12 protein-coding genes and 1 pseudogene are annotated in these 15,606 nt (G+C 39.5%); all 13 read left to right on the top strand.

Annotated elements, in window-relative coordinates; genetic code table 11:
• Positions 1 to 60: 60 nt before the first annotated feature.
• The 13 genes and pseudogenes from FAZ19_RS22465 (at position 61) to FAZ19_RS22405 (ending at position 15,220) form a co-directional block, all read left to right on the top strand.
• The gene (locus FAZ19_RS22465; protein ID WP_229707678.1) at positions 61 to 1,134 is read left to right on the top strand and encodes a hypothetical protein; all 1,074 of its coding nucleotides are present in this window, start codon (positions 61 to 63) and stop codon (positions 1,132 to 1,134) included.
• Between the two features lie 4 nt (positions 1,135 to 1,138).
• Positions 1,139 to 1,945, top strand: a complete 807-nt coding sequence (locus tag FAZ19_RS22460; protein WP_136823021.1) for a hypothetical protein — start codon at positions 1,139 to 1,141, stop codon at positions 1,943 to 1,945.
• 203 nt (positions 1,946 to 2,148) lie between these two features.
• Positions 2,149 to 2,886 (top strand): hypothetical protein, encoded by a 738-nt coding sequence (locus tag FAZ19_RS24160; RefSeq protein ID WP_188876188.1) that lies wholly within the window; start codon positions 2,149 to 2,151, stop codon positions 2,884 to 2,886.
• The gene (locus tag FAZ19_RS22450; protein ID WP_136823020.1) at positions 2,879 to 3,289 is read left to right on the top strand and encodes a hypothetical protein; all 411 of its coding nucleotides are present in this window, start codon (positions 2,879 to 2,881) and stop codon (positions 3,287 to 3,289) included. The genes FAZ19_RS24160 and FAZ19_RS22450 overlap by 8 nt, the downstream gene beginning before the upstream one ends.
• 163 nt (positions 3,290 to 3,452) lie before the next feature.
• Positions 3,453 to 6,533 carry a hypothetical protein gene (locus FAZ19_RS22445; RefSeq protein WP_136823019.1) on the top strand — a complete coding sequence of 1,027 codons (3,081 nt, stop codon included), beginning with the start codon at positions 3,453 to 3,455 and terminating at the stop codon, positions 6,531 to 6,533.
• 3 nt (positions 6,534 to 6,536) lie between these two features.
• Entirely contained in the window at positions 6,537 to 9,986 is a 3,450-nt protein-coding gene (locus tag FAZ19_RS22440) for a DUF6443 domain-containing protein (RefSeq protein ID WP_136823018.1), read from the top strand.
• Between the two features lie 4 nt (positions 9,987 to 9,990).
• A complete protein-coding gene (locus FAZ19_RS22435; protein WP_136823017.1) occupies positions 9,991 to 10,587 on the top strand; it encodes a hypothetical protein in 597 nt (198 codons plus the stop codon).
• 16 nt (positions 10,588 to 10,603) lie between these two features.
• Positions 10,604 to 10,747 (top strand): annotated as a pseudogene (locus tag FAZ19_RS24550) (RHS repeat-associated core domain-containing protein); the annotation flags it as partial.
• Positions 10,748 to 12,135: 1,388 nt separating this feature from the next.
• Entirely contained in the window at positions 12,136 to 12,387 is a 252-nt protein-coding gene (locus FAZ19_RS22425) for a hypothetical protein (RefSeq protein ID WP_136823016.1), read from the top strand.
• Between the two features lie 304 nt (positions 12,388 to 12,691).
• Positions 12,692 to 12,976, top strand: a complete 285-nt coding sequence (locus tag FAZ19_RS22420; protein WP_136823015.1) for a hypothetical protein — start codon at positions 12,692 to 12,694, stop codon at positions 12,974 to 12,976.
• Positions 12,977 to 13,166: 190 nt separating this feature from the next.
• Positions 13,167 to 13,772: a DUF416 family protein gene (locus FAZ19_RS22415; RefSeq protein WP_136823014.1), complete on the top strand. Its 606-nt coding sequence runs from the start codon at positions 13,167 to 13,169 to the stop codon at positions 13,770 to 13,772.
• Positions 13,773 to 14,001: 229 nt separating this feature from the next.
• On the top strand, positions 14,002 to 14,742 hold the full coding sequence (locus FAZ19_RS22410) for a hypothetical protein (RefSeq protein WP_136823013.1): 741 nt from the start codon (positions 14,002 to 14,004) through the stop codon (positions 14,740 to 14,742).
• Positions 14,735 to 15,220, top strand: coding sequence for a hypothetical protein (locus tag FAZ19_RS22405; RefSeq protein ID WP_136823012.1), 486 nt, complete (start codon positions 14,735 to 14,737; stop codon positions 15,218 to 15,220). The genes FAZ19_RS22410 and FAZ19_RS22405 overlap by 8 nt, the downstream gene beginning before the upstream one ends.
• Positions 15,221 to 15,606: the final 386 nt, after the last annotated feature.

The raw sequence follows: 15,606 nt of genomic DNA, 5'->3' as shown, positions 1-15,606 counted from the left end.
GTAGTCAACCGTCCAGCAGATACCTATCGAAAATAAAATAAAAACCTTAGAAGTTACCCTATGAAATTGAACAAACCTCTCTTGAGAGCAAGAATTGTCTTTACTATGCTGATCGGTTTTTGGTGTACCGTAAGTCATGCCCAGAACCTTTTAGATGTCAATGCATGGAACATCGGATCCGGAAGTGCGGGTATGTTTTCCCTCAGTGGGCTTCCCTCTGAAAATATCCGGGAATGGGGAGAAACTCCACATGGACATCGCGGTATCATTTGGAAATCGATTCCGGGGGGAGATGCACAGGCTGATGGCGGCTGGAATACAACGGATATCACGATCGATCCTTCCAAAATGTACCGTATGACCGTTTGGATAAAAAAGTCGAACTCGACCAGCGGTAGAACCTATTTTGGGTGCAGGTCTGTTTCAAATTTAGATGGTGTTGCAAACGGAAACCCCTACTTCTGGAACGGTGTACTTCCCAAGCTGGATCAATGGTACCTGCTGGTAGGATACATACATGCCCATACAGATGCCTCGACCGTTCATCTCGGCGGTATATACGATGGCTCAACAGGACAGAAGGTTTTATCGATGACAGACTTTAAATTTACTGCTTCAGCCACTTCCACGGTTCACAGAGCGTATCTATATTATGATCCAAATATCAATGACCAGCAGTTTTTCTACGCTCCAAGGCTTGAAATGGTCAATGGCAACGAACCCTCTGTTGAATCACTGTTAGGCGTCAGCAGTACACAAAGTAGCCTGGCATATTTCCCGGGTAAAGTAGGCATAAAGACCCAGACTCCGCGTGAGTACGATCTGGCGGTGAATGGTCCGATCAGGAGTAAGGAGATCAAAGTTGAAACGGCTAACTGGCCGGATTATGTATTCGAGGAAGCGTATGATCTAAAAACCCTTGCTGAAATAGAACAGTTTATCAAAAGCAATGGACATCTACCAGAGCTACCGAAAGCGAAGGATGCAGAACGAGACGGTATATCGTTGGGCGAAATGAATAAAATCCTGTTAAAGAAAATCGAAGAACTGACACTGCACCTGATCGAAAAAGACAAAAGATTAGAACGAGTTGAAAAGGAGCTTTCCGCTATTAAGGAAAACGGTAATAAGTAATATCATGAGAAAAACTACATTAATATCCTTGCTTTTATGGAGCGTCATGCTGTCTGTCAATGCCTATAGTCAGACGAATTCGACAGCTTCCGTAAACGGTGTTGGATGGAAGCGAGTTGCATACTGCAATGGCACATCGGGGCGGGGTTTCGGGAAGATATCATTATACACAAGTGGGGGCAATAATACACCCTACCAAGCCGATATCGAGTGGTTCAAGGACTGGTCGGTTGTAGGTGGCATTTCACTTAGCAGCAATGCAAAAGGAGGTTACTGGTCTGCAGCGCGAGTGACGTATAGCAGCGATACTACATTTATAGAAGTCAATTTCACGACTTCTATAACAAGCTTACAATTGATTTCAGATAACTACGGCTGGAACGTGGCGAAGTTATATTCTGGCGCCTTACCTGACGGTGGCGGTACCGTACGTGCGCAAGCACAGATGGGAAGGATCAATATTGAAGATAAACTTATGGTTGCTTATAATGGAAATGTAGGAATTGGTACTACTAATCCTACCGACAAACTAGCCGTCAACGGCAATATCCGTGCTAAGGAAATCAAAGTAGAAACGGCCAACTGGCCAGATTATGTTTTCGAGAAAGACCACAAGTTGATGTCTCTGGATAGTTTGGGAAGTTTTATAAACAAAAACGGACATCTACCAGACATACCGACGGCGAAGGAGGTCGAACTGAATGGCGTGCAGGTTGGAGAAATGGTTAATATGCTGCTTAAAAAGAATGAGGAATTAACACTTTATATCCTGCAACAAGATAAACGTATCAAGGAACTGGAAAAAAAATAATAGCGTTAATAATTTTTTGAATAGTTGAAAGCAGATCTCAATAAAAAAAATATAAATAGTGCATAGAAATAGTAAAGATATATAATTAGCATTTACCTGATATACCTAAGGTAGAGGAAGCAGAGAAAGACGGTGTGTCTTTGGGAGAGATGAACAGACTCCCGTTAAAGAAACTATCTGCAATAGATTAAAAAAAATAATTAATGAAAGAAATAAATCGAATTTTATCTTGCTTATGTATGCTATTGGCTTTAACTGCAAATGGACAAAGCAATGTATTCCCTACTTCAGGGAATGTCGGAATCGGTACCACAAATCCTCTAGCCCGTCTTCAGGTCAAAGGAGATGTCATGTTTGAGAGGCTAAGTGGTGGAAATAACTATGTCTTAATATCTGGTGCTTCAAACGGAAGTTTTATTACCTCGGATGACCCCGGTACGAATCATAAGAATTTATTTATCAGGGTTGCCCCAACGGGCGATAATGCGACAGATAGACATCTATTTTTCCAGACCGGAAAGGTAAATGGGGAATTTCAGACAAGATTTTATATAGCAGGAAATGGAAATGTAGGAATAGGTACTACTAGCCCTACTACAAAGCTGTCCGTCAACGGCAATATCCGTGCTAAGGAAATCAAAGTAGAAACCGCCAACTGGCCGGATTACGTATTTCAGGATGAATATGAAGCAATGTCTTTACCGGAGATCGAGCAGTTTATAAAGCAGAATGGCCATCTTCCTGAAATACCAAGTGCATCAGAAGTAGAAAAAGAGGGGATATCACTTGGGGAAATGAACAAACTGCTGCTGAAAAAAATCGAAGAGCTGACACTGCTCCTGATAGAGAAGAACCGGGAAATAGAATATCAGGGAAAAGAAATCACTGAAATGAAAGATAGTATTAAACAAGTAAAAAACTGGATTGAAAAAAATGATTAGGTTTATCAGATTTAGCATGTCGTTAATTGGATTGTTAATCTGCCAATATGGTACTGCACAAACGACAACATTTATTAAAAATATCCAAGCTAACAACACGACGCTTGTTGAGTTGACCGATGCCTCAGGTCAGGCGTTGAAAAAAGAAGCCCTTTACCGCATTAAATTATCTGTGTTATCCACCGGCACACGAACCGGAGCAGAGTATCTAACTTGGTACAATAGCTTAAACAGCGTCTGGACCTTACGCATGGTTTCTTCCGCAGGACAAGTTTCGAATCATCCCATATTGGTAATAGAGGATAATATCGTGAAAGTAAAAACCAACCATACCAATATGTATACTATTCGGGCTTTCGTTGAGACGTATGATGCTGCTAATATCAATTCGCTTCCACATTAGTACAGACGTATATTTTTATTTGACTAGATAATCTCATATGAAGCAATTTTTTTTAAAATTTTTATTGGTTTGCATTAGTAACTATTTATATGCCCAATCTGGAAGAGACGATGATTTTTTCCTTCCATCACCTACAGCATACTCTTTTATGAAATCTAATGAAATGAGTACACAACTTTACAATGGTCTCGTTGATTTTGAAGAAAAATTGATGGAGGTGAAACAAGGAAACTTATCGGAAACGATTTCTATAAAATATAATTTTGGAGGCGTTAAAGTAAATGAAATACCGGGGTGGGTAGGGCTTAGTTTTAATCTAAAAGTAGGAGGAGTAATTTCGAGAATAATTAAAGGGATTCCCGATGATTCGGGCTTAGGTATTTTGAATATCGGCCAAGAAATGCTTACTGAGTATAATAAAGTGTACCCTTCTGATGCGATAGTGAAGCAAGTGACTAAAAGCGAAGTTGATTGCCATCCTGATCTATTTTACGTTAGTGCGCCGGGCCTATCTGCGAAATTCGTTTTTGATTACCAAGGAAATATCTGCTTTTTAAATGGGGAAAAGATTAAGTTGGAATATTCAAGAAATTATCAAATTACCTCTTTTACGCTTACAAATGATAACGGAATAAAGTACGTGTTTTCGACAGTAGAGAAATCATATTTTGGGAAAAGCATTCCTGAAGAGTCTTATATATCATCATGGTATCTTACCAAAATTATAGATTTAAATAATGAGGAGATCAACTATCATTATACGGCTGAGACTAATCGTTATCGCTTTAAGGAGACAGCTGTTACTAGACAAGTTCATTTTAGACGGGGGGGAAATGTAAATGATTTTGATCTATTTAAAACAGATGGAATTTACAGTAGAGATCAAGTGATATACCTCAATAGGATTACGACCAAACTTCATGAAATCAGGTTTATCTTTTCGGATAGGGATGATATCGTTTATCATCCCCCACGTTATTCAAATTTAGGGGCTAAGGAACAAAAACTTGACGAAATTCAGTTGTATGATTTGAACGAAAATATCCTAAAAAAAGTACGATTTCAGTATCGCCCCAGTGAATCGCGCTTGATGCTCTCTGATATCTATCAGCAAAGTGTTCAGGATCAAACGGAACAGTTGATGTTTCGCTTTTCGTATAACTCTGAAAGGTTTACCAGTTATGGTATGTTTAATGGGAATCCATATGCATCCAATTCCATTGATGACTGGGGATATTATAACGGTATCAATAATGGTATTACACGGATTCCAACAGTTTTTAGTTTTTTTAATAATCGTTATTTATATGGTGCAGACAGATCCATTATACCGAGTAAAGTCAAAGCTTGTATATTGGAAAAGATTGAATATGGGACTGGCGGAACAGTCAGTTTTGAGCATGAGTCCAACGACTATGATCCTGGAGATATAGAAGAGGGATATGAGAGTGTTTATAATGAATATAGTTTTTTTTATGAGGAAGGAGTATTTGATACAGATCCATCAACAATTAGTTTTAATCTGGATGTTGGTACAAATGTCGAAATCAGAAAAGAAATTATACCAATCGGTCCCAATAGGAGTTGGTTATCGGGGGCTGTCAGCCAGACCTCGAATTTATTCTTGTCAGCAGGTGACTATACGTTGCAACAAATTTTTCAAACAAATCAATTATTTAATCCAGGCAATTCTGACATTCAAACAGCAAGTGGTAAGATTTCATTTACAAAAAGAATAAAAAAAGATCGTATGATAGGCCCTGGGCTACGAATAAAAAGAATTAAATGGGATTATGATGGGCAGATTTCGACAAAGCAGTATTTTTATAGGTTACAGGGCACTAATAAATCCAGTGGTCAACTTGATAGCAAACCAATCTATTATGCAGGGTTTACGGGAGGAGTAGGCGCGAGCGGGTTTGTCATGAGTTCCGCCCGTTTGAATGAACGACAGGATGCGCTTCCTGTAGGTTATTCAAGGGTAGAAGAGATTATGGACGATAACTCGAAGATAGTTTATCATTACTCTAATTTTTCAGAAGCCTCGGACCAAACCGCTAGTCCGTTGGACGATATAGACGAAAAGCTCTTAGCTAATATTTCCAATGCCCAATCAAGAGGAAAAGTGAGGAAAGTTGAGTATTTTGATGCTTTGGGACGTAAAATAAGATCTGTAAATAATGATTATTCGGAGCTTCCAGATTGGTCAGAAACTGTTGTCTTTTTAGATCTTAAAAGCTTGTTCTATAAAAATTTGACTTCATTGTATTCTGACCCTCAAGACCTTTTGCCAGCCAACATTGAAGTTGATTTTTTGATTTTACAGAAATCTGCTTATCAAAGTAGATTCGTTGTTTTGACAAAGACAACCACATCTGAATACTTTAATAATAACAGTGAGCCGTTAATTTCTACTAAAGAGTTCCTCTATGGTAATAGTGATGACAATCAAATTAGAAAAATTCGATCTACAAACAGTAAATCAGATGAAGTGATTAATTATTTTACCTATCCGGCTGATTATAAATTGCTTAATGAAGGATGGGTTGCTGATCTTATTAACAGCAATAATTTGAGTTTGCCTATTGAGACAGTAACTGTTAATAAAAGCAATAACAGAGAACTTGTGACCTCAGGTAAATACTTAGAGTATTACCGAAATGGGAAAGGGATACTAAAAAATGTATTTCATTTGAGCCAAGAAAGTCCTACAAATTTGACGAGCTTTAAATTTGGAAATCTAACCCAGGGCCTTACCCCACCCTCGGCTCAAAACCAGCAGTATGGTATAGATAGCCGTTATAGACTCTTCAAAAATTATTTATCATATGATGACTTTCTAAACCCAAGAGAAGTAAAAGTCAATGCGGGCGCTACAACAATTTACCTATGGGGTTATGGCGGTCAATATCCTGTAGCGAAGATCGAGAATGCGACGTATGCTGAGGTGCTGCTTGCACTCGGAGGCGGCACCATTGCCAACAATAAAATTAATGCCCTTAATTCACCAACCGTATCCGACGCAACGATAAAAACTATACTGGACTCGCTACGCAACAATGTGAACATGCAAAAAGCGCAGATAAGCAGCTATACGTACAGGCCGCTTGTGGGCATGACGAGCATGACAGATCCGCGTGGTATCACTGAGTATTATGAGTACGACGGCTTCCAGCGATTGAAGGATGTGCTTGATTTCGAGGACAACGTATTGAAAAATTACCGCTACCACTACAGACCATAAGCAATGAGAAAGACAATCATGTATACGGTATCGGCGCTGTTCCTGTCCCTTGGAGTACGTGGGCAGCAGGCCATCAGCCTTTCCAGCTATGGCGGTGAGGCAGAGATCACTGCGCTGAAGAGTATTACGCTGACCAACGGTTTCCATATCCCTTCGGGGAGCAATGTACGGCTTTACCTGCTGAGTGCACCTTTACTGACCAGTACGCCGAGCAGTAACCAGAACTATATCCTGAGCCGTACGTTCAGGCAGCCGGGTGTGACCGCGGCCAACATGGACGATCCGCGTTCGATCGCCGACGAGAACCAGACCGTCCAGTATTTCGATGGCCTTGGCCGTCCCCTTCAGACGGTCGATCTTATGGCCAGTCCGGGGCATAAGGATATCGTCCAGCATATCGAATACGACGGATTTGGTCGTGAGAGCAGGAAATACCTGCCGTATGTTCACGCAGACGGTAACGGCGCTTACAAGACCGGAGGGAGCGGTAACGTAACCACCTTCTACACCAGGACCACCGGAGATGATATATCCGGTATCGTACGCACCCCGAAACCCTATGCGGAGACGGTATTCGAGAACAGTCCGCTGAACCGCGTACTGGAACAGGGCGCTCCGGGGCAGATCTGGCAGCCTTCGGCAGACCGAGGCGCCGTCACTGCGGCATCGGCTACGGGTCATACGGTTGCCATGGATTACGGTACGAACGTAGCGAGCGATGTCCGCCTGTGGACCGTCAATTCCAATAACCTGGGAGCCAGCGGCACACCCTATTACGCAGCGGGTAAACTGTACAGGACCGTTACAAAGGACGAGAACTGGATAACGGCCAACGGAAAGGGCGGCACAGTAGAGGAATATAAGGACTTTGAAGACCGTGTGGTACTGAAACGGGTATGGAAGAGCAATACCGAGGCGCTTAACACCTACTATGTGTACGATGACTTCGGCGACCTGCGCTATGTGATCCCGCCCGGCTATACGACCACTACGGTAACCGATAACAACACCGATTTCAACGAGAAGGTCTACGCGTACAGGTATGATGGCAGAAGAAGGCTGATCGAAAAGAAGATCCCAGGCAAGGGCTGGGAGCATATCGTATACAACAGGAACGATCAGCCTGTACTGACACAGGATGCCCTGCAGCGTGGAAAGACCACCAAGGAATGGCTGTATACAAAATACGATGCCTTCGGCAGGGTTACGGAGAGCGGTATCTTCCGCAGCAACCTGCTACGGAGTGCCCTTCAGGATATCCTGAACGCCGAACAGGTGAGCAGCACGACGGCATTCTGGGACAGCCGGGCATACAATGCTACGTCCTATGACAACAGGAGCTACCCGCGTGACCCGCTGGCAAAGACGGTCCTTCAGGTAAACTATTACGACGACTATGGGTTCAAGACATCCGGCGTACTTGCCGCCACTGCCGGGCTGGATTCGACCAATCTTGTAAAAGGGCTTCAGACGGGGAGCCTGGTCTACAGGGATAACGGTACCCTTCCGCTGCTGAGCGTAAACTACTACGACAAGCGTGGGCGGCTTATCCAGTCGGCCGGCGAGAACCAGTTTACCGGAGGTACGGATTACGTCACCAATACCTACAGTTTTCCCGGAGAACTGCTGACCAGCACACGCGTACACAGACCCTCGGCATCTGGAACTGCGACGACCATCGTCACGACCAATAGCTACGACCACGTAGGCAGATTGAAGGAGACCAGAAAGAAGGTGAACACGCAGACGGAGATCGTGCAGAGCCAGCTGGTGTACAACGAGATCGGACAGCTGAAGCAGAAGAACCTGCATGTAAACGGGACCACCAACCAGCAGGAAATATATTATACCTACAATGAGCGGGGCTGGACCACGGGGATCAACGATCCGAATGTGCTTACGGACAAACGCCGCTTTGCGATGCAGTTCAACTATGCGAACAATCCACAGGCTTACAACGGTAACATCGGTTCCATCGTGTGGAATACCAAGGTAACAACGGGGCAGACGCAGACCCCGCTGCAGAGCTATATCTATACGTACGATCCGCTCAACAGGCTAAAGAAAGCTGCCTACAGCGCCACGGGCAAGAACAATTTCTTCAACGAAGAGCTTGCCTATGACAATATGGGCAATATCGACACACTGCGGCGCAGCAGCGGCAGTGCCGGCTGGTACAACCATTTCAAGTACAGCTACACCGGCAACAGGCTGAACGGCGTGGCCGATGCCGGGACTGCAGCAAGGAGTAATACATTTACCTATGATGCCAATGGCAATGCGGTCACAAATAGCCGGCTGGGTATTACGGATATCGAATATAATTCGTTAAATTTACCTAGAAAGTTTACGAAGGGGGCGGAGACCCTGACGTACAGCTATGACGCCACGGGCAGGAAACTGAGCAAGCAGCACAGTACAGGTACGACCCAGTATGCGGACGGGATCCAGTACAGGAACGGAGCGATCGAGTTTATCCAGACGGAGGAGGGCCGTATCCTTCCCAATGGCAGTTCTTTTATTTATGAGTACTTCCTCAAGGACCATCTGGGCAACACGCGTGCCATCATAGACCATACGGGCGCGGTTAAACAGATTCAGGACTACTATGCCTTTGGCATGGAAATGAACACGGGCGCAGGTCTGAACTCGGCTGTTAACCAGTACAAGTACAACTGCAAGGAGAAGCAGACAGAGATGGGCCTTGATCAGCTTGACTACGGGGCAAGATTCTACGATGCTGAAATCGGAAGATGGAACGTGATTGATCCGCTGGCGGAGAAACACCGAAGATGGTCTCCATATAATTATGCCATTAATAATCCAATTAGATTTATTGATCCTGATGGAAGGGATATCATCATTTACTATAACAGAGGTGAAAATAAACCAATGGGACAATTTAGATTTTCAGGCAATAATTATGATGATATAAAAGGTAAACATGATAACCCTCAGGTCAGAGCGGTTGTCTCTACTATTAAATATCTGGAGGATAACGTTGGAAATACGAACATAGGTTCTTTGGCAAACGATAAAAGTGTTACTGCTCATTTGAGAATTACCGATTTTGAACAAAATAAGGGTGGTGTAAATATCAAAACAGGCGACCCTGTAATCGATTGGAATCCAAATCTAGCCAAAGAAGTTGAAACAAATAAAGGAAATGCGGTGTTGTCGCCAGCAACATTGTTAGAACATGAAGCAGACCATGCGAAATTTGGAAGTGAAAATAGGGAAGAATATAAATCCAATGGTTCTGCTAAAGATGGGCAATATGATAATAAAGAGGAAAGAAGGGTTATAACAGGCTCGGAAAAACGAACGGGTCAGGCATTGGGAGATTTAAAAGAAGGAGAATATAGGACAAATCATAAAGGAGGTGCATTTATTCCTGTAAATAGCCCTATACAGAATCGTAAACCGCAATTTCCATGGGAAACTAATAGATAAAAATATGTCTAGATTTTTTTTATTAACAATTATTTATTTGATTTCTTCTTGTGTCGGAAACAATAAAAAGATACTTCCAAAAAGTGATATTGCTGATGGAAGGCGCATAGAATATTTTTACACAGATTTTTACGCTAATCATAATGATGAAAAATTGTTTGAGCCTGATTTTTGGAGGGAATATGCAGGGCAGTCGGTCAATGAAGGTTTAAAGATAATTGATTCGCTTACGTTTGAAAATATTATCAATAGACTTTGCAGCTTTAGAGATAAGAACAGTAACAAGAACAGTAACTTTTTTAATGTTTATTATCAATTAAAATTTATCGATCGTGACACGGTAAAAAGAATTGTTGTTCTAAATGGCGATAATTACTTCTCTATTAACGGAAGAGATTTTATTAAGGATGACACCTTGGCTTTTCAATTAAAAAAGGTGATGGGTGTATATGAAAGATATCCCTTGGATAAGAGGCGAGAAGTATTCAAAGAGGCAAGATTATTTAATTTAGATACGATTCCTTCTAAAATCTCTGATGATGAGAATATGTTATATTATAGGGGGTGGTTAGTTTCAAAAGGCAATAAAGCAGACCATTAAAATATACTAGCGGACTGACTACGGAACGCGTTTTTACGATGCTGAAATCGGAAGATGGAACGTGATTGATCCGCTGGCGGAGCAGATGCGCAGACACAGTCCTTACAACTATGCTTTTAATAATCCGATAAGGTTTATTGATCCCGATGGGATGGCTCCTGAATGGAAACCACGTGTTTATAATAATACTTTGGTGTTAGAGAAGGAGGCAGGAGATAATGCTCAAACCTTGGCTAAATTCCTAGGGGTAGATCAAAAAACCGCAAATGCTGAATATTCAAATACCAGTAAATATGGACTATTGAAGTTGTCAGATAATATTGCTGGTGTTAAGGATATAAATGCGTCCCTTCAAGATGTTAAGAATAATCCTGATAATTATAGTGATGTTTTTTTTGCAAAATTAACTACTGCAGAAAATTATAACTGTTTTGAGTGTGCTGTTTCGGTATCTCAAGGTGTAACTCCTGATTTTTCTTCAGGTATGAGCACAGACAAATTTGATAAAACAACAAAGGTGATGGAAAATGTGACAGGCAGTTCTGAAAAATATAAATTTGGGAAAACTGTTTTGTCTTTTGGTGGTGAAAAGTTTAGTTTGTTTGATTTTGGAATGGTTTCGGATACAAAACATGGAGCGGTATATTTAGGTACGTCCAAGAATGGGACAGAGTATACGTGGAGCAAGAATGGATATTTTTATACCCCTAAAGTGATAAGTGTTGGTGATCTTAAAAAGGAGTATGATAAAAAAGTTAAATATTTCAATTATAAGTAATGTTTGTTCAATATCGCAAGACCGTTTCAATTGTACTATTTGTATTGCTTGTTGTTAATTCACTCATATGTGTATTTTATGACATACCCTTTAGAAATGGTGGTATTTTATTATTGTTGATAATTATATTGTTTCTCTTATCAAACAACAAAATAAGTTGGTTTGGTCTATTTATAATTTGTTTGTATGGATTATATGATGAAATCTATAATGGACGGTTTTCAAGTGTACCATTGAATATGAATTTTGTATACCCAGTTCAGGAATTGGTACGCGTAAAACTAAAATATAATGCCCTAAAGTGGTTGCTTGGTGTCATGCCAGTTTTATTTTATCTTCAACTTCTTGTTGTACTGGTTACTAAGTCTTTGAGAAGAGTATACGGAATAAAATTCAGGAAATAGTTTCTAAGAAACTAAGATAAAGGCCCGATCCGTTCAAGGTCGGGCTTTTATATCTACATGGCCAATGTTCTTCAGCTTTGCAGCCTTGATAAATGCATCGATGGTAGCGAACACATGCGCTCAGTTCTCTTCATCAAGCCCTTTACAGGACGAATTCTTCGGAGGATACATTTGCTGTAACAGACGATCAATCCAACCCTAAAACGCCGTTTGCACAATACGGACAAACTACTATCTTTGAAGTAATTAACGTTCTTTAAGAAAACCTGTTTGGGACTGCTACAAAATCGGGCGGACTACGGAAAATCGTGGTAGACAGTACGATTACGGCGCGAGGTTTTACGATGCGGAGATTCAAATAGCAATATGAAAGTAAAAATAAAAGTAAAAAACTGTAGCGAGGATACAATGTCCATTACAAAGGAACCGGAAGCTGTAGAAGTTTTTATTGCTAATAGTGACGAAATCGAAATCGAGACAAATGAAGTTGAAGATAATATTTCTATCAATATTGGTAAAAATGAGGATGGAACAATTTATGTACAAATTTGGGATTCATTAAACACGCGATATGTGATTAATAAAGGAGGTGAAAATATTTTCAAAAATTATTTATAATACTAATTAGAAGTTGTCGCTAAGGGGGAACAACGACTGTTTTTAGGGATTTTAGTATAGCGGAATATAAGGCACTGCGAGCCAATGCTAATAACTTGAGATAGGAAACTTTGGTTCTAAACAGTTTCGGCTTCCTTGAGCCAGGGGGAATGGGATAGCCAAAAGAAAAAAATTATGCAGCAACTTGATAAATTGATAAAGAAAAAGTTACAGCGTTGACGAAAGGTCATCGAATAGAGATTCAATCCGATGGAGGATTTAGTATTTTTCGAGAGGCACTGGAGATTTTTTTTAAGAAATAACTATGGGAAATTTTTTTGATTTATTTGATCGTACTGTTCAGTTTTTAGATAATAGTCAGATAAGATATGACTTTACAAAGTTTGATTCTGGGGCGATTGTTTTAGATATATGGTATAAAAATAAATTTTATGTATTCCAATTTGATATAGATAACGTAGGTGTTTCGGAAGTAGGAGAAGACGTAGCTTTTGATTCAAGAGCTGACAAGATAATTAAAGATGAAAAGTTATTTATTCTCGAAGTGCAGCGTGTATTTTTTGATATACCCAACATTAGACTTAGCTGATATGTTTAATAACTTTTCTTTATCGAGTACAACGGAAAGGAGAAGCAGACTGAGATGGGCCTTGACCAGCTTGACTACGGGGCTAGGTTCTATGATGCTGAAATACAATCAGTATTGCAACAGTTCGGCGTGGTGCCAAAAACACCTGTAAAACCTTATGGGCCTTTGATATTTAAGGAATAAATTAGAGATGGATAAGTATAGAGAAGAAATTGAACAACTTATTTTAGGTATTCCCGATAGAGGAAAGATTCTTTTTGCTGCATTGACAGCAGAAAGATTGTATCCCAACTACATGTTTTTCCAAAGAATAAATAGGTGGGGCAAATTGGAATCTCTCGGAGAAGGTCTTTCGATAATCTATCAATCCTTGATAAAGGACGATTTATTTAATTCTTCGGAAATTGAATTCGCGATAGCGAATTTGGAAATCGTAACTCCAGATACGGAAGAGTTCCCCGATATAACAACTTCCTTTGCATTGGATGCTTGTACATCGATCTCTAGTATTTTGAGTTATCTACTTGAGAAGAATACGGAGCATATTGTCGACGTTGCAATTTTTGCAAGAGATACTGTTGATATGTTTATTCAAGAAAAGTATGATATTATTCCATCTGATAGTTTAATGGAAGCCAAGATAGCTAACGATCCTCTAATGATTAAAGAGAAAGAACGCCAGAAGAAATTATTGGATCGACTTAGAAACATTGAAATGGAAATTATTACAGATGACTTTATCAACTCGTTGCGAGATAAGACACCTATCATAGAATTGGAAATATTTGAGAAATAATATCTGCAGATTGTTAAAAAGAACAATAGGACAATTACGCGGATATATTATTTTTACACACCAAAACCAGCTCCTGTTATAACGAGCAGCGATGGATCGTTTAGAGAGTTACAACAAAACTGGATAGTATCTACCATGCATAGAAGAAGTGAAGTGATCCGCAAGATGACCAGTCCTGTCCCGTTAGGTTGCTTTGAAATATGCATTTTAAAATATTTAAAAATATGTTATGAAAATATTTAAAATATTAGCTCTAATATTATCGGTAATTATGGTTTTCATAGTACTCTTCAAAGGGGCGGGGTGGATCGAAGAATATTTGGACGAAAAAGTATCTTACTTAAAGTCAGAAATACCGAAAGAATACCTCACTGTATTAGATCTTGATTCCAGTTATATAGGACATTCCGAAACAATATTTATAAATGAAGAATCTATAATTTCATCATTTGAATATCAGAGTAAGGTCAATATAACTGCGATTAAGCTTAATCTGTCGCCGTCAAAACCTTTATATAAGGCTGTCGATCGTTATAACGATTTGACAGATCTAGGTATAGATGGAGGGGTTGTCTATTCTGGTATAGATAACCAATTGATAAAATTTTATTATAGGCCAAGTTATTCCTCACTTAAAATCGAGTCAATAGGAATTCATCTTCCTAAATCAAGTCTTTCTAAAGCTTTAATAGAAAATGACAGTACTTATGCATATTTTATAGAAAATAGTTACGGATTCAAAATAAAATTTAATAGAAATCAGCATTCTGACATTTCTGCTGAAGTAAAACCTTCGAGTATTTTTGAGAAACCAGCTGGTGATAAATTATCTACTAACATGTTAATTGTATTAAAAAAGCAACATGATTTTATGTATTTATTTCTGATTCATAAAATGAACAGTAATATTGAAGAGATGACTGAAAATGAATTTGCTTCGCTTGTTAAAAAAACGCTGAAATATGAATGAGATTGCTTATGCCCGTAGAAATAGGTTTTCGTTAATCCTATTCTTTGTTTTTTCTATCATTTTTGTAGCTTCTGGGGTACCCGGTATTTATAAAGAATCCGTATTATATGGTTCGGGGTATTTTCAGTCTTGGACATTTTTTAAAACTTTGTTAACTTTTGTTCCGTTTGTCTTGTTCACCATCTATATATTTTTTCTTATTCGTAGAAGGTATGTGTTGGTTTTTAATGAAAGAGGAATACTGGATCAGCGATATATTTGGGGAAGGTTATTAGTGCCTTGGGGTCATGTGTTTTCAGCGGAAGTGGAGAAAGAAAGAAAATGGCATTATTTATATATAAGAATAAAAGGTGACTCGAAAGAAGGTTACGTGGAAAATACAGATCCCATAGAAAAGACGATCAAAATTTCGCTAAAGGATATAAATTGTGATTTACGAGAAATCGAGAATTATATAGCAGCAATGACAAATAAGTAGAGTCAATTGTTTTGATAATCAGTTTTTTGCGTTGTAATAAAGCTATTAGCTGTCCTCTTGAAGATCCATGTGAAGAAATAATCTATGATTTTTGCATCTTTACTTGACGAAGATCAACTTGAAAAAATGGTCTTTAATGCTGTATTCGAACATTCGTCTACAGAAATTAAAAAGAAGAAGATTGGATCCTTGAAATTTTAGTAAAGCGAGAGCAATAATTATGAAATCAAAACAACTGAATTTTTTTATAACACCAGAAGATTGGGTATTTCGGAGTAATGGTGCCATTGATTTCGGTCAAACCGTGCCACTTAAAAGATCATACAATTATATAAAAAAGTTATCGTTATTCCTGTTTCAATATTCCCTTTCTCATCGATTCACCT

Source organism: Sphingobacterium alkalisoli (assembly GCF_005049105.1).
Taxonomy (GTDB): Bacteria; Bacteroidota; Bacteroidia; order Sphingobacteriales; family Sphingobacteriaceae; genus Sphingobacterium; species Sphingobacterium alkalisoli.
Note: the sequence above shows the minus strand (reverse complement) of the source record. Positions and strands in the feature narration are given on the sequence as shown.

Bases quoted from the DNA above. Each gene is read 5' to 3' on its own strand.
- FAZ19_RS22465 (WP_229707678.1), top strand. From the start codon at position 61: ATGAAATTGAACAAACCTCTCTTGAGAGCAAGAATTGTCTTTACTATG.
- FAZ19_RS22460 (WP_136823021.1), top strand. From the start codon at position 1,139: ATGAGAAAAACTACATTAATATCCTTGCTTTTATGGAGCGTCATGCTG.
- FAZ19_RS24160 (WP_188876188.1), top strand. From the start codon at position 2,149: ATGAAAGAAATAAATCGAATTTTATCTTGCTTATGTATGCTATTGGCT.
- FAZ19_RS22450 (WP_136823020.1), top strand. From the start codon at position 2,879: ATGATTAGGTTTATCAGATTTAGCATGTCGTTAATTGGATTGTTAATC.
- FAZ19_RS22445 (WP_136823019.1), top strand. From the start codon at position 3,453: ATGAGTACACAACTTTACAATGGTCTCGTTGATTTTGAAGAAAAATTG.
- FAZ19_RS22440 (WP_136823018.1), top strand. From the start codon at position 6,537: ATGAGAAAGACAATCATGTATACGGTATCGGCGCTGTTCCTGTCCCTT.
- FAZ19_RS22435 (WP_136823017.1), top strand. From the start codon at position 9,991: ATGTCTAGATTTTTTTTATTAACAATTATTTATTTGATTTCTTCTTGT.
- FAZ19_RS22425 (WP_136823016.1), top strand. From the start codon at position 12,136: ATGAAAGTAAAAATAAAAGTAAAAAACTGTAGCGAGGATACAATGTCC.
- FAZ19_RS22420 (WP_136823015.1), top strand. From the start codon at position 12,692: ATGGGAAATTTTTTTGATTTATTTGATCGTACTGTTCAGTTTTTAGAT.
- FAZ19_RS22415 (WP_136823014.1), top strand. From the start codon at position 13,167: ATGGATAAGTATAGAGAAGAAATTGAACAACTTATTTTAGGTATTCCC.
- FAZ19_RS22410 (WP_136823013.1), top strand. From the start codon at position 14,002: ATGAAAATATTTAAAATATTAGCTCTAATATTATCGGTAATTATGGTT.
- FAZ19_RS22405 (WP_136823012.1), top strand. From the start codon at position 14,735: ATGAATGAGATTGCTTATGCCCGTAGAAATAGGTTTTCGTTAATCCTA.